The following is an 18,172-nucleotide window of genomic DNA, read 5'->3' as shown; positions in this document are numbered from 1 at the left end:
TGCAGCGTGTTCAAACGGGTCGAATGCTTTCCTCATCCAAATCGGCATCAAAAAAGCGACGAAGGGTTTGAATGTGGGTGTCACTCAAGATTGACTGACGCGCCTGCGCCAGCTTCTCTTCATAAATGGCCTGACGCCACTCCAGTGGCGTCAATACCGTAGAATTATCGTCTTCAATTACCGACAGTTCAACCTGATGCCCTGCTGCCTGACTCAATGCGGCGCTCAGGGCCTGCTGCGCCGACGCAGAATTCAGGTGGCGCTGGCTGGAGCGTAGATGCAGGCAAATGCCGTTATCCGTGGTTTCTTTCCATGCATTCAGTGCCAGTTGCTGAACCAGCTTAGGCAGCGGTAAACCTGCGACTTCTGCCGCCCATTCATCTCGCTGCTGGGCTTCCTCCGCCAACCGCGCGGCCAGCTCAGGATTTTTCTCATGCTCAAGCGCAGAACGCAAGGCTTTTGGCGTCGCGACCGGCTCGACGACGACCTCGGTCACCGGCGTTTGCGCTTTCCAGCGGTATGCCTCTTTTTTTACCGGTGCCGCAGGCGCGCTGTCCCGCACGCGCTGCTGGCTACGTTCGGTAACAGAGGCCAGTCGTTCCAGCGCGGAGTTGGCCGGCCGCGCACCTGGCGCTGCCGGCTCACTCTTTTTTGCTTTGTTTGCTCCCTGGCGCAGCAACTGGGTGCGCGCCTGCAGGAGCTGGCTGGTGGAACTGGATAGTGAGGGATCGGGCGACGCAGGCGGCACAGCCTGCTGAGTGACAGCCGGTTCCGGTGCTGCCATTTGCGGCTGCGCGGCGGGCGTTTTCTCTGTAGGTTGAGCCGCCACAGTCTGCACTGGTGCCGGGGCAGACTGCGCGGTCAGCGTAGGACGCGCAACCGGTTCGGCGATTGCCGCCTTAGGATGAAACGCCAGTGCACGCAACAGCGTCATCTCGATGCCCATGCGCCGATCGGGCGCGAGTGGTAAATCTTTGCGCCCCATAAGCAGGGTTTGGTAATACAGTTGAAGATCGGCCGGTGGCACGGCGCGCGCCAGTTCACGCAGGCGTAGCGCATTACTCTCTTCGTCGTCATTGAGCGACGCAGGCAGTAGCTGCACCATAGCAATGCGGTGCAGCAGGCGCAGCATCTCAACCAACAATGCTTCCCACTCAACGCCGCGTGATGCCGCCTGGGCCAACAGCGCCATCATGTGCTCTCCGTTGCCTTCGACCACCGCTTCAAGCAGACCCAGCGGCTGTTCATCGTCAAGCGTACCCAGCATCGTACCCACGGTGGCGCTGGTCACGCTGCCCTCGCCCATCGCAATCGCCTGATCGGTAAGGCTTAACGCATCACGCATACTGCCATCGGCGGCTCTGGCAAGCAGTTGCAGGGCACGCGGCTCACGCGAGATCTGCTCCTGCTCTAAAACATGATCCAACTGCTGGCGAATCTGATCGACGTCGAGCGCTTTGAGATGAAACTGGAGACAGCGCGACAGAATCGTCACCGGCAGCTTCTGGGGATCGGTGGTCGCCAGCAAAAACTTAACGTGTGAAGGCGGTTCTTCCAGGGTTTTCAGCAGCGCATTAAAGCTGTGGCGCGACAGCATGTGCACTTCATCGATCAGGTAGACCTTGAAGCGGCCACGCGCCGGCGCGTACTGCACGTTGTCGAGCAGATCGCGCGTGTCTTCGACTTTGGTGCGCGAGGCGGCATCAATTTCAATTAAATCGACAAAACGCCCCTGCTCAATCTCGCGACAGTTATCGCACTGGCCGCACGGCGTGGCGGTAATGCCCGTTTCGCAGTTAAGGCCTTTCGCCAGCAGACGGGCAATGGTCGTTTTCCCTACGCCCCGCGTGCCGGAGAAGAGATAAGCATGATGGATGCGTCCCAGAGACAATCCATTCGCCAGCGCCGTCAGAACGTGTTCCTGACCGACAACATCAGCAAACGCCTGTGGACGCCATTTTCGGGCAAGTACCTGATAGCTCATGTGGTTTCGACGAATTTGGATGGAAATGTGAGCGCAGACGCACTGCAACCCCTGTATATGATTGCAGTAGTCTACCAGCTACGCTTTCACCTATCACTCGTTATCTTGAACAGGGAAAGATGAACGGCCTCAGCAGATTGTGAGGCCATAAGCGAGGCTTAGTGGCCGGGGAAATTGACCAGGCTGTAGCTGTCAACGCCCAGCGCCTTGAGACGTGCTTCACCTGCCAGATCGAACAGGTTGATAATAAATGCCGCATCTTTAACTTCACCGCCGGCACGACGAATCAGTTTGATGGTCGCTTCGAGCGTCCCGCCGGTGGCGAGAAGGTCGTCTACCACCAGCACCACATCGCCTGGCTGGATAGCATCTTTGTGCAATTCCAGCCGATCGGTGCCGTACTCCAGCTCGTAAGCTTCGCTGTAGGTTTCACGTGGCAGTTTGCCCGGCTTGCGTACCGGTACAAAACCCAGTTCCAGCCCCAAAGCAACCGGTGCCCCGAACAGGAAACCGCGCGCTTCCGTGCCCACCACTTTGGTGATGCCTTTATTACGGTACCGTTCCACCAGCAGTGAGATAGACGCCGCATAGGCGACAGGATCTTCCAACAGGCTGGTGACGTCACGGAAAAGAATACCCGGCTTCGGGTAATCAGGAATACTTTTGATACTGTTTTTAATCAGTTCAAGCTGCTGCGCAGTGTCGGTCATAATCTTAAGCCTGGTAAAAAAATTCTGTTCTGTTTTGCGCAGCTTCAATAGCGCCAATACCGGGGTAAAGGCTCAGCGGAGATACATCAATAATGGGAAGCTACGCACGAAGAGGCCCAAATCTAAGCAAATGGCCAGCTAATTGCAACTTTATCGCGGTGGTAAGGGTTCATCCGCTGTTTCTGCCACCACCGGAATACGCCACATAAACAGCAATAGCAGACACAACATGATAAGTAGCATGATACGTACCCACCACAGCGGCACCAGCCAGAGCGAAACCGCAAAGGTCACCACAATCAGTAGCATCGCCCGGCTTTTTGCACCAGGCGGCATGCCACGGTGTTGTTGCCAGTGCCGGATATAACGGCCAAAAGGGGATGACCAGAGCAGCCAGTGATGAAAACGGGGAGAAGAACGCGCAAAACACCAGGCCGCCAACAGCATAAATGGCGTGGTAGGTAATAAAGGTAATACAATGCCCAGTATGCCAAGCACAATCGCCAGCCAGCCAAGGGTTAATAACACAATGCGTTGCATAAAGGTCGCTCAGCGCGTTTCCAGTCCCATAACCTTAGCATACCTGAGTGCCGGGCGATGAGTAACGCCACGGCACCACAACGACTGCTTAACTGTATTGTGGCCCTGCGCCAGGATATCGCGCGCCAGCCAGATGGGCGCTGCCGTTCACCCCGCTTTGACAGCCAGCTCTTTACTACTAAAGGCACCCGGCTGGCGGATTATTTGCAGGAGATAGAACAAAACTACCAGCGCCTTTGCCAGCACAGCGGTGACGTCGATCGCAGCCAGTGGCTGGCAAGCCATTTGGTGGATCAGATTGCCGCGCTACAACGCGAAGCCAGCACACAGCAGTTGCGCAGCCGACAGGAACGCGTTCAGCCCTCATCGCGGCAGTTAAAATATCAGGAATACTGCGAATATGCGCGTCGACTGCAGGAGATGATTGATCAGCGTGAACAGCGAATGGCGCAGGCAGAAACGCTGGCGGTCCAGCAGCAGTTGAAGAAAGACCTGGAGGTGCTGGAAGGTCGGATGGCACGCTGTAAACAGGCTATTCGTTCAGTGGAATGGGCGATGTCGTTATCAAACAGCCCCTTTAGCAGTTAATGCGCTATCTTTGCTGGACGGTATTCCCAGATGGCACGCTTATCTGGCCCATGATACAACTGCTCTGGAGGAAAGATGTCCCTGGATACGGCACCTGAAGAGGTCAAGCTGGCAGTGGATTTGATTCAGCTTTTTGAAGAGAATCAACTCTCTGTAGAAACCGTGCTGTCGGCATTAGCCATCGTTCAGCGCGATTATGAAAGGAAGCGTGACGCGCAGCGTAAAGATTAAGCTTTTTTTGCCAGCGTCGGACTTAAGCGCAGCATATCAATCAGCGCATCAACCAGCTCAGGCGCATCGGCAACCAGATCAAATTTATCGGGCGTAAACAGCCAGCTCTCCATCATGCCATTCACATAGCTGCGCATAATCAATGCAGCCTGACGTGTCTGGAAAGTTTCTGGGAGTTGTCCGGCATCAATGCACTGGCGCAGAACATCTTCAATCTCATTGTAGAGCTCCAGTAACAGGCTTTGCTGAATGCTTTTTAACGCCGCCATTTCACCCACAAACTCGCATTTGTGGAAGATGATTTCCATCAACGCCCTGCGCTGTGGATCTCGGGCGGTTGCCTGGAAGACATACACGAGCATCGCCCGCAAAATGGAGAGTGGATCACCGGGGTATTTTGTTTGATACTCAAGTTTCACGTCATCCAGCCCTGCATCACTGCGAAGCCATATTTCGTTCAACAGGTCGGCTTTGTTTTTGAAATGCCAGTAGATTGCTCCCCGGGTTACGCTGGCTGCGGATGCGATATCCGCCAGGGAAGTGGCTGAAACCCCCTCTTTTGAAAACAGGGCAAGTGCAGCGTCAAGAATTTGATGCCGGGTTTCAAGTGCTTGCGCTTTGGTTTTTCGTGCCATAGGGGACTTTTTTTACAATCGATTAAGTTTACATACATTTGTGAATGTATGTACCATAGCACGACCTACACTCATACGCAGCAATGGGTTCCTGGCTTTGTGATCCATTGATCATTTGATATCGGACTCTAGAGGTTTATTTATGACTAAATTCAGAGGGTTAACGCCTCTGGCGGCCGTCCTGATGCTATCAGGCAGCTTTGTGTTAACAGGATGTGACGGAAATAAATCCGACCAGGCCGCTCAACAGCAACAGCCGCCAGAAGTGGGTGTTGTTACGGTTAAAAGCGAACCGTTAAAAATTTCTACTGAACTGCCTGGCCGCACGTCTGCTTATCGCATCGCTGAAGTCCGCCCGCAGGTTTCCGGTATTATTCTGAAGCGTAACTTTATTGAAGGCGGTGAGATTAAAGCCGGTGAATCACTGTATCAGATCGATCCCGCTACCTATCAGGCGTCATATGACAGTGCAAAAGCCGATTTAGCCAAGGCAGAAGCAAATGCACGTATTGCTCAGCTTACGGTGAATCGCTACAAGCCGCTGCTTGGCACTAAATATATCAGCCAGCAGGATTACGATACGGCTGTCGCTACCGCCGCGCAGAACAATGCTGCGGTTCAGTCAGCCAAAGCCAATGTGGAAACAGCACGCATCAATCTTGCTTACACCAAAGTGACCTCGCCAATCAGCGGCCGTATCGGTAAGTCTTCCGTTACAGAGGGCGCACTGGTGCAAAGTGGACAGACTACGGCGCTGGCGACCGTACAGCAGCTTGATCCGATGTATGTCGATGTTACCCAGTCCAGTGAAGATTTCCTGCGGTTACGCTCGGAACTGGAATCGGGTCAGCTCAAGCAGAACGACGGTAAAGCGAAGGTCACCCTGCTGATGCAAAACGGCAAGGACTATTCTCAGCCCGGTACGCTGGAGTTTTCTGACGTCACCGTTGATCAAACCACTGGCTCAATTACCCTGCGCGCCATTTTCCCGAATCCTGACAAATCACTCCTGCCAGGCATGTTTGTGCGTGCCCGTCTGGATGAAGGCACCAATCCGAATGCCTTGTTAGTGCCACAGCAGGCGGTTAGCCGCACGCCAACGGGCGATGCGTCCGTGATGGTCGTGGGTGCGGATAACAAGGTTGAAGCGCGTAAGATCAAAGCTGCCCAGGCTATTGGTGACAAATGGCTGGTCACCGAAGGGCTTAAAGCGGGCGAGCGCGTGATCTTTACCGGTCTGCAGCGCGCGAAACCGGGTGCACAGGTTACGCCTAAAGAAGCCACAGATGATGCCAAAGCCGCGAGCGGTGATCCGTCCAAAGCGCAGTCCGCTAAAACATCGTCATAACAGGAGCCGTTGATACATGGCTAAGTTCTTTATCGATCGCCCCATCTTTGCGTGGGTTCTTGCTATTATCGTGATGCTAGCGGGCGCGTTATCGATTCTCAAATTACCGATTGAGCAATATCCTAATGTTGCGCCACCGGCAATTGAGATTCAGGCCAACTACCCCGGTGCTGACGCCAAAACGCTGCAAGACTCGGTGACGCAGGTCATCGAACAAAATATGAATGGTATTGATGGCCTGATGTATATGTCATCAAGCAGTGACTCATCAGGTGCACTGACACTGACGATTTCGTTTGAGTCAGGTACCGATGCTGATATCGCCCAGGTCCAGGTGCAGAACAAACTGCAGCTGGCCATGCCGTTGCTGCCTCAGGAAGTGCAACAACAGGGGATTCAGGTTAAAAAATCCTCCAGTAGCTTCCTGATGGTCGCCGGTTTTATCAGCGATGACGGCAGCATGACGCAGAACGATATTTCTGACTATGTGGCCTCCAATATCAAAGATCCTATCAGCCGTACGCCTGGCGTAGGTGATACTCAGGTATTTGGTGCGCAGTATGCGATGCGTATCTGGATGGACCCCAACAAGCTTAATAACTACCAGTTAACCCCTGTTGACGTTATTAATGCGCTGAAAACTCAGAATGCCCAGGTGGCTGCCGGTCAGTTAGGCGGCACGCCACCAGTACCGGGACAGCAGTTAAACGCCTCCATCATTGCGCAAACCCGTCTGACCTCCACCAAAGAGTTCGGCAACATTTTACTGAAAGTGAACAGTGATGGTTCTCAGGTTCGCCTGCGCGATGTGGCGCAGATTGAACTGGGGGGTGAAAACTACGAGATCATCGCGCGTTATAATGGCAAACCGGCTTCCGGTATTGGTATCAAACTGGCCACCGGCGCAAATGCCCTTAATACGGCAGATGCGGTGAAGGCGGAGCTGGCAAAACTGCAGCCCACGTTCCCGGCAGGCATGAAGGTTGTTTATCCTTATGACACCACACCTTTCGTAAAAATCTCTATTTTCGAAGTGGTGAAGACGCTGATGGAAGCCATTCTGTTAGTGTTCCTGGTGATGTATCTGTTCCTGCAAAACTTCCGTGCCACACTGATTCCGACAATCGCCGTCCCTGTTGTATTGCTGGGTACCTTTGCGATTATCAGCGCCTTTGGCTACTCGATAAATACCCTGACGATGTTCGGGATGGTGCTTGCCATCGGCTTGCTGGTGGATGATGCCATCGTGGTGGTCGAGAACGTCGAGCGCGTCATGGTGGAGGAAGGGCTACCGCCCAAAGAGGCCACGAAGCGGTCGATGGGACAAATTCAGGGCGCGCTGGTCGGTATTGCCCTGGTGCTGTCAGCGGTATTTATTCCGATGGCCTTCTTTGGTGGCTCAACCGGTGTCATTTACCGTCAGTTCTCTATCACCATTGTGTCCGCGATGGCGCTGTCGGTGCTGGTCGCATTGATTCTGACGCCGGCACTGTGCGCCACCATGCTCAAACCGGTGAAAAAAGGCGACCATGGTAAAACCACCGGTTTCTTTGGTTGGTTTAACCGTCTTTTCGACAAGAGCACGCATCACTATGTCGATAGCGTGGGCCATATCGTTCGCGGCACCGGTCGTTATCTGCTGCTTTACCTGCTGATTGTGGTGGGAATGGCGTTTCTGTTCCTGCGCCTGCCCTCCTCCTTCCTGCCGGAAGAAGATCAGGGCCTGTTACTGGCTCAGGCACAGCTCCCTGCGGGTGCGACCCAGGAACGTACGCAGAAGGTACTGGATCAGGTTTCTGACTACTTCCTGACAAAAGAAAAGGACTCGGTGAAATCGGTCTTTACCGTTGCCGGGTTTGGTTTTGCGGGTCGTGGACAGAACACCGGTATCGCCTTTGTCAGCCTGAAGCCCTGGGATGAGCGTACCAGCAGCAACATGAAAGTTCCGGCTATCCAGGGACGTGCCATGCAGGCTCTGGGCCAAATCAAAGACGGTATGGTGTTTGCGTTTAACCTGCCAGCGATTATTGAATTAGGTAACGCCACGGGCTTTGACTTTGAGCTAATCGATCAGGCAAACCTTGGTCATGAAAAACTGACGCAGGCGCGTAACCAGCTGTTAGGCATGATTGCCCAGCATCCGGATACGTTGGTCGGTGTCCGTCCAAATGGTCTGGAAGATACCCCGCAGTTCAAACTGGATATTGACCAGGAGAAAGCGCAGGCATTGGGCGTGTCACTCAGTGACATTAACACCACGCTCGGCGCGTCCTGGGGCGGCTCTTACGTCAATGACTTTATTGACCGTGGTCGTGTGAAGAAGGTCTACGTGATGGGTAAAGCCGACGCACGTATGCTGCCGGACGACATTAATAAGTGGTTCGTTCGTAACAGCAACGGCGAGATGGTGCCCTTCTCCGCCTTCTCCTCCGCTCACTGGCAGTATGGTTCACCGCGTCTGGAACGCTATAACGGTTTGCCAGCCATGGAAATTCTGGGTCAGCCTACACCGGGCAAGAGTTCAGGTGAAGCCATGAACATGATGGAAGAGCTGGCCTCTAAGCTGCCAACGGGCATCGGTTATGACTGGACGGGAATGTCCTATCAGGAACGTCTGTCAGGCAACCAGGCACCGGCTCTGTATGCCATTTCGCTGATTGTGGTATTCCTGTGTCTTGCCGCACTCTATGAGAGCTGGTCAATTCCGTTCTCCGTCATGCTGGTCGTGCCGCTTGGCGTGGTCGGTGCGTTACTCTTCACCACCTTACGTGGCCTGAGTAATGACGTTTACTTTGTCGTGGGGTTACTGACAACCGTTGGCCTCTCGGCGAAGAACGCCATCCTGATCGTGGAATTCGCGAAGGATCTGATGGAGAAAGAAGGTAAAGGTCTGGTGGAAGCGACGCTTGAAGCCTGTCGTATGCGTCTGCGTCCTATCCTGATGACCTCGCTGGCCTTTATTCTTGGCGTACTGCCTCTGGCCATCAGCACCGGTGCAGGTTCAGGTGCGCAGAATGCGGTCGGTACCGGCGTAATGGGCGGTATGGTTACCGCTACCGCGCTGGCTATCTTCTTTGTACCGGTATTCTTTGTTGTGGTGCGCCGTCGCTTCGGTAAGAACAAAGCGGACATCGAAAAGGATCATCCTGTCGATAACCACACGCATTAATCTGTAAACATAAAGGCCGCGTCAGCGGCCTTTTTTAATCCCTTCACTGTTTACCGCCACGCTGACTTCCCTTGGCCACAGATTGATCTCTGCCAGCCTTCACGTGCTTTAGCTTGCGCCTCTGACCTTCGTCGGAACATCGCTGGTATCAACCTGCCTTTACGCCTTTCGGTTTGCTTGCGTTGGCTTGTCACCTGCATGCGGTTTTCACCCTGCCTCGACGCTGTTTGCCCCTGGTTTTTCGAGGGTTGCATTCCGATCAGGTGCAGCGCATAATATTGTTATATTATAACATTACATTGGTGGCAATTATGAAAGCAGGTATTCATCCCTCGTATCGTGCCGTGGTGTTCCATGACACCTCTGCTGACGTGTATTTCAAAATCGGTTCAACCATTAAGACTGACCGCACCGTTGAGTTTGAAGGCGAAACCCTGCCTTACATTACACTCGACGTCTCGTCGGCATCCCATGTGTTTTATACCGGTAAACAGAAAGACTTTGCTAAAGAAGGCAGTACCGCGCGCTTTAACCAGCGCTTCGGCCGTTTTCTGGGCCGTCGATAAGAGAGGACATCATGCAGGTATTGAGTTCGCTGCGTTCCGCCAAGAACCGGCATCGGGATTGTAAAGTGGTACGCCGTAAAGGCCGCATCTATGTCATCTGCAAAACGAATCCGCGCTTTAAAGCCGTGCAGGGAAGAAAGAAAAAACGTTGATGTGTCGTGAACCTTAGCCGGAATGTCGCTCACCCGCCATTCCGGCTTTTTTTATGCTCAGTGCATGCTTTTGAGCATGACCTCAACATTGTGTTTAAAAGCCGCTTCATAGGTGGGCGCAGGGCCGGAAGCCGTTGACAGCGCTTCAGGATACAGCTCACCCCCAGGTTTAGCACCGGTGGCGCTGGCAATCTGTTTTACCAGGCGAGGATCGGTCTGGTTTTCCATAAAGTAGGTTTTAATATGTTGCTGCTTAAGCTGGGTGATCAGGCTGCCCACATCGCTGGCGCTGGCTTCCGCTTCCGTTGAGAAACCGACAGGTGCCAGGAAGGTAACGCCATAGCGTTGCCCGAAGTACCCAAAAGCATCATGACTGGTCAGCACTTTACGTTTTTGTTGTGGAATTGCCGCGAAAGACGTTTTGGCCCAGCTGTCCAGTTTCTGTAGCTGCTGAATATAATTTTCGCCGCGCTTACGGATATCATCAGCATCCTGCGGGTCAGCCTTAATCAACGCATCCATCACGTTTTTGGCATAAATCGTGCCGTTGTACATGCTGTTCCACGCATGGGGATCGGTGATGGTTTTGCCATCCTCTTCCATCGTCCGTGTTTCAATGCCCGTCGAGGCCACAACAGGTTGCCCTTTATAGCCCGACGCACTCACCAGACGATTCATCCAGCCTTCCAGCCCCAAACCACTGACAAAGACAACGTCGGCTTTTGCCAGTGCTTCGCTGTCTTGTGGCGTGGGTTCAAACGTGTGGGGATCACCATTCGGCCCTACCAGGCTTTTTACGTGAACGTGATCGCCCCCAATTTGTTTCACGATATCGGCCAGCACGGTAAAACTGGCTACCGCATCTACCGTTTTTGCCATTGATAATGGACTAATGACTAACGCCCCGATTGCCAGACTAATGGGTAATATCTTCATAGCTACCTCTGATTAATGGCGGCGCAGAATGCCACCGCACGGCCCTGTTAAGATGGAGAGAAAAAACAGCATCGCGGCACTCAATACCACCGCCGGGCCTGCCGGCAGTGAAAAGTGCCAGGAAAGTACCAGCCCCGCGAACGCAGACAGCACGGCCATCAACATGGCTGAGCCCAGCATGACGACGAGGTGACGACTCCAGAAGCGTGCGCTGGCGGCGGGCAACATCATCAGCCCGACCGACATCAATGTACCCAGCACCTGAAAACCCGCGACCAGGTTAAGCACCACCAGCGTCAGGAAAATACCGTGCACCAGCGGCGCACTCCATTTGCCCTGCGCGCGCAGAAAATCTGAATCGAATGCATCAATGACCAGAGGACGGTAGATGACGGCCAGCATCAGCAGCGTAAACGCGGCGATGCCGCCGACCACCGCCAGGGCAGGATTATCCACCGCCAGCAGCGATCCAAACAGAACGTGCAGCAGATCGACGCTGGAGCCACGCAGTGAAACCAGCGTGACGCCCAGCGCCAGCGAGCCGAGGTAAAATCCGGCAAAGCTGGCATCTTCTTTAAGCGGCGTATAATGACTGACGGCCCCCGACAGCAGCGCCACCGCCAGGCCTGCAATCAGTCCGCCAACGCCCATCGCCACCAGGGATAAACCCGAGATTAAATAACCGATGGCGGCACCGGGCAGCACGGCATGGGATAAAGCATCCCCGATTAAGCTCATCCGGCGCAGAGACAGGAAGACGCCCAGCGGCGTGGCACTGAACGCCAGCGCGACACAGGCCACCAGCGCCCGTCGCATAAAGCTGAACTCAATGAAAGGTTGAATAATTGTCACGGCGCGACGCTCCGTAACGGAGCGGTGTCGACCATGCTACGTCGATGAGAACAATCATCCATAGACAGAACATCCGTGAAGTAGCGCTCCACCAGGGGATGGTCATGCAGCACCACCATGAGCGTGGTACCGGCCTGCTGCTGCTGCTGCAAAATAGACATCAGCAACGTCACCGTCTTGCTGTCAATGCCGTTAAAGGGTTCATCAAGCAACCACAGGCGACTGCGTTGCAGCATGAGCCGGGCAAACAGCACGCGCTGCAGCTGCCCACCAGATAAGGTGGAGGGTTGAGCATCGGCATAGTCGCTCATCTGCACCGCATCCAGCGCGTCGCTGATCTCTTTGCGTAATGCCCGGTTGATACCACCAAACCATCCACAGCGCGGCCAGCAGCCTATCGAAACCAGTTCATAGACGGTCAGCGGGAAACGTGTTTCCAGCTCACTGCGCTGAGGTAGCCACCCGACTTCGCGACGTGGGACATGCAGCTCACACTGTCCTTTCACCGGCGGCAATAAGCCGGCAATGGTTTTAATCAGCGTGGATTTTCCGCTCCCGTTAGCCCCCATCAGAGCGGTCATGCTGCCCTGAGCCAGCTCCGTCGTCACAACGGGCGTCACCGATTGCCCCTGATAGCCCACCTGCAAATTTCTGAACGCTATCACGGCTGCATTCCCCACCACATCGCTATTGCCAGAACAGCGATTAACATGAGTGCTACGACTAACCGCCCACCGAGTGACATTAACAGCCCACTTTGATTCATCACTGCACCAAAAAATGTTATAACATAACAACTATGATATCCGATGTTGTGGTGCCAGAGACACAGCAATGTGTTTCAAAAAATAAATCAGCGCACAAATTGCCTGTAAAGCCACGTTTGATAAGCAGTAACGAATCAATCACTTGCTTAAAACTGGCACTACTAATCTCTTATTGCAGGCGCACTGCTACTTGCAAACCGCCAGAAGAACATCAATGATGGGTTTACAGGCGTTATTTATGAGCAGGCCATGTCAGTAAGAATTGAATGCAATGTCGCGCAGGATGAAACGGATTGCGCAAAATTAGCCACAATTATTGGGCGGAATATTCTCAAAATAACAGATTCTCTGGTTGGCGATTTACAATGGTATTCAGCTAATGCCATGTTAGTGCCAGACAGTTTAAAAGTTATTGCTGTTGAGATGACGGGGTCGAATAGATTTAAGTTACTTTACGATTTTCAGTGGAATGTATTTAATCCCTGCCTGGATTTAAATGAAACCATTACGCAGAATGAACAAGTCAGCTTTCATATCAGCCCTGCTGCGCTTGTGTTTGAGCCGATCGAGAATCAGCGCCCCTCACCTGGCGATGAATTGTAATATTTAGTAATGGAGGTGAGCAGAACTAATGATTTTACACTATTCTTAACTCAGTCCGTTATTTACAAACCCGACAACCACTTCTTTGCCACTTCACCTAATCTTGCCGCATTGCGGTAACTTTGCTTGCTACGGAGGGGAAAAAGATGGACGAATACTCACCGAAACGGCATGATATTGCCCAGCTTAAATACTTGTGTGAGAGTTTGTTTGACGCAAGCATGGCGACATTAACTGACAGTCATCATGGCTGGGTTAATGATCCTACTGCCGAAAGCAATTTACAGCTAAACGATCTGATTGAGCATATCGCCTCTTTCACCATGAATTACAAAATTAAGCATGTTGAAGACGAAGCACTGATTACCCAAATCGATGAATATCTTGATGATACCTTTATGCTGTTCAGCAACTATAGTGTAAATACTCAGGACCTTCAGCGCTGGCAACGCTCAGCGAAACGTTTATTTAATCTGTTTACTGAAGAGTGCGCTTTTCTTCAACAGCCAAGCCATTCATTATAGTACTGACGTGAGAACGGTTTATTTATGAACAAAACCCTAACTAAAACTGATTATTTGATGCGACTGAGGCGCTGTCGTTCAATTGACACGCTGGAAAGAGTGATTGAAAAAAATAAGTACGAATTACCCGATGACGAATTAGCAGTATTCTACTCAGCAGCCGACCATCGTCTGGCGGAACTGACGATGAACAAGCTTTATGACAAAGTACCGGTCTCAGTCTGGAAATTTGTACGCTAAGTTATTTTTGCTTTAAGTTTAATCTGATTTCACCAGCCAGTATCTGCATAACTCGCCTGCCGGCAATGGAACGGCCCAGGCGAGCTTCGGCTGTTTATCATCTGAAGAAAGGGATGTGACAGAGATGAAATGGTGGAGGCCCTGCCAGCTACATCCCGGCACACACGTCACCTGCTGCGGCTGCTTCCTTCCGGACCTGACCGAGTTCACAAGCTAGCATTGCGGGAGAACCAACAGGGCCTCCATTGACTAGCCCTCATTTCGAGAGCGGAGGCATTATCGGGGAAGCCCCCGGCAATTGCAAGCCTGGTGGGGATGACCGTTGGTTTCTTGTACGATCGCCGATAATTAACCTGCATTGTGATAAAATCATCGTCTTTTTTTGGGCAGGGTAAGCCGATGGACAGCACTGACAGCTTCAAACAGCGAATCTGGCAAATCGTCGCCGCGATTCCACCCGGTAAAGTCACCACCTATGGTGACGTCGCATTGTTGGCCGGCTCGCCCAGAGCAGCACGTCAGGTCGGTGGCGTACTTAGTCGCTTACCCGAGGGCAGCACGCTTCCCTGGCATCGGGTGATTAACCATCATGGCACGATTTCGTTGCAGGGTGACCGTTTATTCCGTCAGCGAGACGCGCTGGAAGCAGAAGGCGTTGAAGTGAGTGACGGCGGTGAGATTGATTTAGAAAAATATCGTTGGCAGTTTTAATGCATCAGGGCGACAACGAGGTCGCCCTGAACATATCGCCCTAAGGCATTACATGGTCGTCGGCGCAGGCACGGCGGCTGACGGGGTAACCTGAGTCGGTGAGGTGGACGGCACGCTGGTCGCTGCACCAGGTTGTGTCGCCATCGCCATTGATGGTACCGGCACTAACACCAGATCGGCTTTCGTTCCGCCCTGATTAATGACCGGTTTAACCTCTTCAGTGATAAAGGCCATTTTGCCGTCAACGGTAATCGCGGCGCTCAACAGGATACGTGCATTTGGCTGAATATCCGCTGGGTTGAAAGGCAGCACAAAGTGGAACGGTGCCTGTTTCCCATCCGTACGTACGACGCGCTGTGCCAGCACTTTTGACGGTGCGTCAGACACCGACGCATCGGACAGCGTCACAGTCAGCGCCGCATTCGGCGGAAGCGCGATACGCTGGCGGATATAGACCGATCCACTGACGTTAGGCTGAGCAATCGTTGCTGTTTGTCCTGCAACCGCCGAACCCAACGTCGGGGTTGGCACCGGTTTGCCTTTGTGTGCACAACCTGCGAGAGCCATTGCCATCGCTACGCCACTTAACACATGCCAGAATTTCATTGATGTCGTCTCCTTTTGATCAAAATGATTTTTAGCAGTGAATCTTCATTACAGCGTTTCACTCGCCGTATGCCTTAATGTTGGCACAAAATCAGAAGTTTGCCTGGTTGGATGAAAGACAGAAAGTCTGATTGACGGAAACTGGTCGGATCTTTCACACTGAGGTAAATACTGATAATCAGGAAAGCGCCATGAGTCAGGCACTCGAAAATTTGCTTACTTTAATCCATCTGGAAAAAATCGAAGAAGGTCTGTTTCGCGGCCAGAGCGAAGATCTGGGACTGCGTCAGGTCTTTGGTGGTCAGGTCGTGGGACAGGCACTCTTTGCGGCCAAACAGACTGTCCCCGACGATCGCATTATCCATTCCTTCCACAGCTATTTTCTCCGCCCTGGCGACAGCCAGAAGCCCATTATTTACGATGTGGAAAGCCTGCGCGATGGTAAAAGCTTTAGCGCCCGTCGGGTTAGCGCCATTCAAAACGGCCAGCCGATTTTTTATATGACGGCCTCCTTCCAGGCACCGGAGAGCGGGTTTGAACATCAAAAGCCGATGCCGCAGGTAAAAGGGCCCGATAACTTACCTAATGAACAGCAGATGGCGCAAAAAATGGCCCATATGCTGCCAGAAAAACTGCGTGAAAAATTTATTGCCGAACGGCCGCTGGAAATTCGCCCGGTGCAGATCCACAACCCGCTGAGAGGTCATGTTGATAAACCACAGCGTCAGGTATGGATTCGGGCCAACGGAACGCTGCCAGACGATTTGCGCATCCATCAGTATCTGCTGGGCTATGCCTCCGATCTCAACTTTTTACCGGTGGCGCTACAGCCACATGGTAAAGGTTTTCTGGAAGCCGATATGCAGGTCGCGACGATAGATCACTCTATGTGGTTTCATCGTTCGCTGAACTTCAATGACTGGCTACTGTATAGCGTGGAGAGTACTTCCGCGTCAGGTGCGCGTGGCTTTGTACGTGGCGAATTTTATAACCGGCAAGGCGAGCTGGTGGCGTCAACGGTGCAGGAAGGGGTGATGCGCCAGCGTCACGAATAGCAAAAAGGGGCGAAATCGCCCCTTTGTTTTATCAGTATCGCTGTAGAGATAACTTATTGGTTGTAAGCGTTCTCGCCATGGCTGTTGACGTCCAGGCCTTCGCGCTCATGCTCTTCTGGTACACGCAGACCCACAATCATATCCGCCAGTTTGAAGCCAATGAAGGCCACCACACCGGACCAGACAATGGTGACACCCACGCTCAGCAACTGAATCGAAACCTGATGACCCATGGTGACGCCTGGAGCATAACCTACGCCGCCCAGCGAGGAAGACGCGAATACACCTGTCAGGATACAACCGATGATGCCACAGACGCCGTGAACACCGAATACGTCGCAAGGGTCGTCAACCCGCAGCCATCTTTTCAGCGTTGTCACGCCCCAGATGCCAGCCAGACCACCCACTAAACCGATAATTAACGCGCCACCGACACCGACATAACCACAGGCTGGAGTGATGGCGACCAGGCCAGCAATAAAGCCAGAACAGGCACCTAACAGCGAAGGTTTGCCGCGCATCGCCCACTCACCAAAGGTCCATGCCAGCACGGCACCCGCAGTTGCAACAACGGTATTCAGGAAGGCCAGTGCAGCAATTTCGTTAGCGGCAGACGCCGACCCTGCGTTAAAACCAAACCAGCCGACATACAGAATCGCCGTACCGGTGAACACCATCGGCAAGTTATGCGGTTTAAACGCCTCTTTACCAAAACCGGCACGTTTACCCACCAGGTAAGCACCGACCAGGCCTGCAACCGCAGCGTTAATGTGCACCACCGTGCCGCCTGCAAAGTCCAGTGCGCCATCCTGAGCCAGCAAACCGCCCGCCCATACCATATGTGCGATAGGCACATAGGCCAGCGTGAGCCACACCAGGACAAAAATCAGTACCGCAGAGAAGCGAATACGTTCAGCAATAGCACCGACAACCAGCCCTACGGTAATACAGGCAAACGAGGCCTGGAATGCCACGTGGATATATTGATAAAAGCTGCCCATCACCGCTGTCAGAGCAATGTTTTTCAGCATCACCCAGTTAAAGCTACCAAAGAAGGCGTTACCTTCACTGAAAGCCAGTGAGTAGCCATAAATGACCCACAGCACGCACACCAGCGAAAAGGTCACAGCCACCTGGGTCAGCATAGAAAGGACGTTTTTACCGCGGATCAGGCCACCGTAAAACAGCGCAATCCCAGGAATTGACATAAACAGCACCAGCGCGGTGCAAATCATCATAAAGGCGTTATCGGCTTTGTCTGCAACGGCAGGTGCAGCAGCCATTGCCAGCGACGGTAACAGTGCCAGGCTGGTGAGGCCCAACTTGGTCAGCATTTTATTCATTTTTTTTCCATCCCATCACATTACTGAGTCTTGTTTACAGTGCGGCTTCGTCGGTTTCGCCGGTACGTATGCGAATCACGCGCTGCAGTTCAGCAACGAAAATCTTACCGTCGCCAATTTTTCCGGTGTAAGCCGATTTACTGATTACGTCCACCACTTCGTCCAGTTGGTCATCGGCAATGGCGATATCAATTTTTACTTTAGGCAGAAAGTTCACGCTGTATTCCGCCCCACGGTACAGTTCGGCGTGCCCTTTCTGACGCCCAAAACCTTTCACTTCGGAGACGGTCAGTCCCTGAATACCAATTGAGGATAATGCCTCTCGCACATCTTCAAGCTTGAACGGCTTAATTACGACGGTAACCAGCTTCATAGCCTCTCCTTAAGGGTTTGAAATAAGTAAGTCTCATGGACACGCAGAGACTTAAGCAAAGCCTGTGCCAGATGTAATTAAAGGATGAAATCAGTTATCAGGCCGCGACGGAATAAGGCTCAGTTAATGCTGAATATGTGGACAGGAAAAGTCAGAAGGACAGATAAGCGAAGCGGATGCACATCTTTGGTGCACTCAGGCTCAAAGACGTGCATCCAAACGGATCAAGGGAGAAAATA

At 52.8% G+C, this 18,172-nt stretch carries 21 protein-coding genes, 1 other RNA gene and 1 other annotated feature; of the genes, 11 read left to right on the top strand and 11 right to left on the bottom strand.

Features of this window, described 5'->3' with window-relative positions; genetic code table 11:
* Positions 1-10: 10 nt before the first annotated feature.
* From dnaX to FBY13_RS06255, 3 genes are all read right to left on the bottom strand, one after another.
* Positions 11-1,984 carry a DNA polymerase III subunit gamma/tau gene (gene dnaX / locus FBY13_RS06265; RefSeq protein ID WP_145393749.1) on the bottom strand — a complete coding sequence of 658 codons (1,974 nt, stop codon included), beginning with the start codon at positions 1,982-1,984 and terminating at the stop codon, positions 11-13.
* Positions 611-672: a sequence feature (DnaX frameshifting element), on the bottom strand. Its footprint overlaps the gene before it by 62 nt.
* A gap of 158 nt (positions 1,985-2,142) precedes the next feature.
* Entirely contained in the window at positions 2,143-2,694 is a 552-nt protein-coding gene (apt, locus tag FBY13_RS06260) for an adenine phosphoribosyltransferase (RefSeq protein WP_063878675.1), read from the bottom strand.
* A 150-nt stretch (positions 2,695-2,844) separates the two neighbouring features.
* The gene (locus FBY13_RS06255) at positions 2,845-3,234 is read right to left on the bottom strand and encodes a DUF454 family protein (RefSeq protein WP_063878674.1); all 390 of its coding nucleotides are present in this window, start codon (positions 3,232-3,234) and stop codon (positions 2,845-2,847) included.
* Positions 3,235-3,291: 57 nt separating this feature from the next.
* Between FBY13_RS06255 and priC the strand changes: the two genes are divergently transcribed.
* Together priC and rsmS are read left to right on the top strand one after the other, a co-directional pair.
* The gene (priC, locus tag FBY13_RS06250) at positions 3,292-3,822 is read left to right on the top strand and encodes a primosomal replication protein PriC (protein WP_145393748.1); all 531 of its coding nucleotides are present in this window, start codon (positions 3,292-3,294) and stop codon (positions 3,820-3,822) included.
* 75 nt (positions 3,823-3,897) lie between these two features.
* Positions 3,898-4,053 carry a pleiotropic regulatory protein RsmS gene (gene rsmS / locus FBY13_RS06245; protein WP_109717114.1) on the top strand — a complete coding sequence of 52 codons (156 nt, stop codon included), beginning with the start codon at positions 3,898-3,900 and terminating at the stop codon, positions 4,051-4,053.
* On the opposite strand, the gene acrR is transcribed toward rsmS, so the two are convergent.
* On the bottom strand, positions 4,050-4,688 hold the full coding sequence (acrR, locus tag FBY13_RS06240; protein WP_063878672.1) for a multidrug efflux transporter transcriptional repressor AcrR: 639 nt from the start codon (positions 4,686-4,688) through the stop codon (positions 4,050-4,052). The two genes, rsmS and acrR, sit on opposite strands and share 4 nt — an antisense overlap.
* 142 nt (positions 4,689-4,830) lie before the next feature.
* Here acrR and FBY13_RS06235 point away from each other — a divergent pair, with 142 nt between their 5' ends.
* From FBY13_RS06235 to ykgO, 4 genes are all read left to right on the top strand, one after another.
* A complete protein-coding gene (locus tag FBY13_RS06235) occupies positions 4,831-6,036 on the top strand; it encodes an efflux RND transporter periplasmic adaptor subunit (protein WP_145393747.1) in 1,206 nt (401 codons plus the stop codon).
* 16 nt (positions 6,037-6,052) lie between these two features.
* Positions 6,053-9,205, top strand: a complete 3,153-nt coding sequence (locus tag FBY13_RS06230) for a multidrug efflux RND transporter permease subunit AcrB (RefSeq protein WP_096011989.1) — start codon at positions 6,053-6,055, stop codon at positions 9,203-9,205.
* Positions 9,206-9,516: 311 nt separating this feature from the next.
* Positions 9,517-9,771, top strand: a complete 255-nt coding sequence (locus FBY13_RS06225; protein ID WP_096012062.1) for a type B 50S ribosomal protein L31 — start codon at positions 9,517-9,519, stop codon at positions 9,769-9,771.
* An 11-nt stretch (positions 9,772-9,782) separates the two neighbouring features.
* Positions 9,783-9,923: a type B 50S ribosomal protein L36 gene (gene ykgO / locus FBY13_RS06220; protein WP_063878669.1), complete on the top strand. Its 141-nt coding sequence runs from the start codon at positions 9,783-9,785 to the stop codon at positions 9,921-9,923.
* Positions 9,924-9,980: 57 nt separating this feature from the next.
* Here the strand turns inward: ykgO and FBY13_RS06215 are convergent, their stop codons facing one another.
* Genes FBY13_RS06215 through FBY13_RS06205 form a run of 3 tightly spaced genes read right to left on the bottom strand, consistent with a single transcriptional unit; the run spans position 9,981 to position 12,376 of the window.
* Entirely contained in the window at positions 9,981-10,859 is an 879-nt protein-coding gene (locus FBY13_RS06215; RefSeq protein ID WP_145393746.1) for a metal ABC transporter substrate-binding protein, read from the bottom strand.
* Between the two features lie 12 nt (positions 10,860-10,871).
* Positions 10,872-11,711, bottom strand: coding sequence for a metal ABC transporter permease (locus FBY13_RS06210; protein ID WP_145393745.1), 840 nt, complete (start codon positions 11,709-11,711; stop codon positions 10,872-10,874).
* Positions 11,708-12,376 carry a metal ABC transporter ATP-binding protein gene (locus tag FBY13_RS06205; protein ID WP_145393744.1) on the bottom strand — a complete coding sequence of 223 codons (669 nt, stop codon included), beginning with the start codon at positions 12,374-12,376 and terminating at the stop codon, positions 11,708-11,710. Before FBY13_RS06205 ends, FBY13_RS06210 begins: the two co-directional genes overlap by 4 nt.
* Positions 12,377-12,727: 351 nt before the next feature.
* On the opposite strand from FBY13_RS06205, the gene FBY13_RS06200 reads away from it, so the two are divergent.
* The 3 genes from FBY13_RS06200 to FBY13_RS06190 all read left to right on the top strand — a co-directional run bounded on the left by FBY13_RS06200 (position 12,728) and on the right by FBY13_RS06190 (position 13,845).
* Complete coding sequence (locus FBY13_RS06200; RefSeq protein ID WP_063878666.1) at positions 12,728-13,081, top strand: hypothetical protein; 354 nt, start codon at positions 12,728-12,730, stop codon at positions 13,079-13,081.
* 146 nt (positions 13,082-13,227) lie between these two features.
* Positions 13,228-13,605 (top strand): Hha toxicity modulator TomB, encoded by a 378-nt coding sequence (tomB, locus tag FBY13_RS06195; RefSeq protein WP_063878665.1) that lies wholly within the window; start codon positions 13,228-13,230, stop codon positions 13,603-13,605.
* A gap of 24 nt (positions 13,606-13,629) precedes the next feature.
* Positions 13,630-13,845 (top strand): HHA domain-containing protein, encoded by a 216-nt coding sequence (locus FBY13_RS06190; protein WP_063878664.1) that lies wholly within the window; start codon positions 13,630-13,632, stop codon positions 13,843-13,845.
* 139 nt (positions 13,846-13,984) lie between these two features.
* On the opposite strand, the gene ffs is transcribed toward FBY13_RS06190, so the two are convergent.
* Positions 13,985-14,081: signal recognition particle sRNA small type (gene ffs / locus FBY13_RS06185), an RNA gene on the bottom strand.
* Between the two features lie 163 nt (positions 14,082-14,244).
* Between ffs and FBY13_RS06180 the strand changes: the two genes are divergently transcribed.
* Positions 14,245-14,556, top strand: coding sequence for an MGMT family protein (locus FBY13_RS06180; protein WP_145393743.1), 312 nt, complete (start codon positions 14,245-14,247; stop codon positions 14,554-14,556).
* A gap of 48 nt (positions 14,557-14,604) precedes the next feature.
* Here the strand turns inward: FBY13_RS06180 and FBY13_RS06175 are convergent, their stop codons facing one another.
* Positions 14,605-15,162: a YbaY family lipoprotein gene (locus FBY13_RS06175; protein WP_063878662.1), complete on the bottom strand. Its 558-nt coding sequence runs from the start codon at positions 15,160-15,162 to the stop codon at positions 14,605-14,607.
* 191 nt (positions 15,163-15,353) lie between these two features.
* Between FBY13_RS06175 and tesB the strand changes: the two genes are divergently transcribed.
* Positions 15,354-16,217, top strand: a complete 864-nt coding sequence (gene tesB / locus FBY13_RS06170) for an acyl-CoA thioesterase II (RefSeq protein ID WP_063878661.1) — start codon at positions 15,354-15,356, stop codon at positions 16,215-16,217.
* Between the two features lie 53 nt (positions 16,218-16,270).
* Here the strand turns inward: tesB and amtB are convergent, their stop codons facing one another.
* Both amtB and glnK read right to left on the bottom strand, forming a co-directional pair.
* Entirely contained in the window at positions 16,271-17,560 is a 1,290-nt protein-coding gene (gene amtB, locus FBY13_RS06165) for an ammonium transporter AmtB (RefSeq protein ID WP_063878660.1), read from the bottom strand.
* Between the two features lie 34 nt (positions 17,561-17,594).
* On the bottom strand, positions 17,595-17,933 hold the full coding sequence (glnK, locus tag FBY13_RS06160; protein ID WP_013024898.1) for a P-II family nitrogen regulator: 339 nt from the start codon (positions 17,931-17,933) through the stop codon (positions 17,595-17,597).
* Positions 17,934-18,172 lie beyond the last annotated feature (239 nt).

This window comes from Pantoea sp. SJZ147, assembly GCF_007828605.1.
Taxonomy (GTDB): domain Bacteria; phylum Pseudomonadota; class Gammaproteobacteria; order Enterobacterales; family Enterobacteriaceae; genus Pantoea; species Pantoea allii.
Note: the sequence above shows the minus strand (reverse complement) of the source record. Positions and strands in the feature narration are given on the sequence as shown.

Excerpts from the sequence above, each read along its gene's own strand:
- tomB (WP_063878665.1), top strand. The coding sequence starts at position 13,228 with ATGGACGAATACTCACCGAAACGGCATGATATTGCCCAGCTTAAATAC.
- tesB (WP_063878661.1), top strand. The coding sequence starts at position 15,354 with ATGAGTCAGGCACTCGAAAATTTGCTTACTTTAATCCATCTGGAAAAA.
- FBY13_RS06230 (WP_096011989.1), top strand. The coding sequence starts at position 6,053 with ATGGCTAAGTTCTTTATCGATCGCCCCATCTTTGCGTGGGTTCTTGCT.
- rsmS (WP_109717114.1), top strand. The coding sequence starts at position 3,898 with ATGTCCCTGGATACGGCACCTGAAGAGGTCAAGCTGGCAGTGGATTTG.
- amtB (WP_063878660.1), bottom strand. The coding sequence starts at position 17,560 with ATGAATAAAATGCTGACCAAGTTGGGCCTCACCAGCCTGGCACTGTTA.
- FBY13_RS06190 (WP_063878664.1), top strand. The coding sequence starts at position 13,630 with ATGAACAAAACCCTAACTAAAACTGATTATTTGATGCGACTGAGGCGC.
- FBY13_RS06255 (WP_063878674.1), bottom strand. The coding sequence starts at position 3,234 with ATGCAACGCATTGTGTTATTAACCCTTGGCTGGCTGGCGATTGTGCTT.
- FBY13_RS06225 (WP_096012062.1), top strand. The coding sequence starts at position 9,517 with ATGAAAGCAGGTATTCATCCCTCGTATCGTGCCGTGGTGTTCCATGAC.
- FBY13_RS06215 (WP_145393746.1), bottom strand. The coding sequence starts at position 10,859 with ATGAAGATATTACCCATTAGTCTGGCAATCGGGGCGTTAGTCATTAGT.
- FBY13_RS06180 (WP_145393743.1), top strand. The coding sequence starts at position 14,245 with ATGGACAGCACTGACAGCTTCAAACAGCGAATCTGGCAAATCGTCGCC.
- apt (WP_063878675.1), bottom strand. The coding sequence starts at position 2,694 with ATGACCGACACTGCGCAGCAGCTTGAACTGATTAAAAACAGTATCAAA.
- dnaX (WP_145393749.1), bottom strand. The coding sequence starts at position 1,984 with ATGAGCTATCAGGTACTTGCCCGAAAATGGCGTCCACAGGCGTTTGCT.
- ykgO (WP_063878669.1), top strand. The coding sequence starts at position 9,783 with ATGCAGGTATTGAGTTCGCTGCGTTCCGCCAAGAACCGGCATCGGGAT.
- FBY13_RS06235 (WP_145393747.1), top strand. The coding sequence starts at position 4,831 with ATGACTAAATTCAGAGGGTTAACGCCTCTGGCGGCCGTCCTGATGCTA.
- priC (WP_145393748.1), top strand. The coding sequence starts at position 3,292 with ATGAGTAACGCCACGGCACCACAACGACTGCTTAACTGTATTGTGGCC.
- glnK (WP_013024898.1), bottom strand. The coding sequence starts at position 17,933 with ATGAAGCTGGTTACCGTCGTAATTAAGCCGTTCAAGCTTGAAGATGTG.
- FBY13_RS06175 (WP_063878662.1), bottom strand. The coding sequence starts at position 15,162 with ATGAAATTCTGGCATGTGTTAAGTGGCGTAGCGATGGCAATGGCTCTC.
- FBY13_RS06200 (WP_063878666.1), top strand. The coding sequence starts at position 12,728 with ATGTCAGTAAGAATTGAATGCAATGTCGCGCAGGATGAAACGGATTGC.
- acrR (WP_063878672.1), bottom strand. The coding sequence starts at position 4,688 with ATGGCACGAAAAACCAAAGCGCAAGCACTTGAAACCCGGCATCAAATT.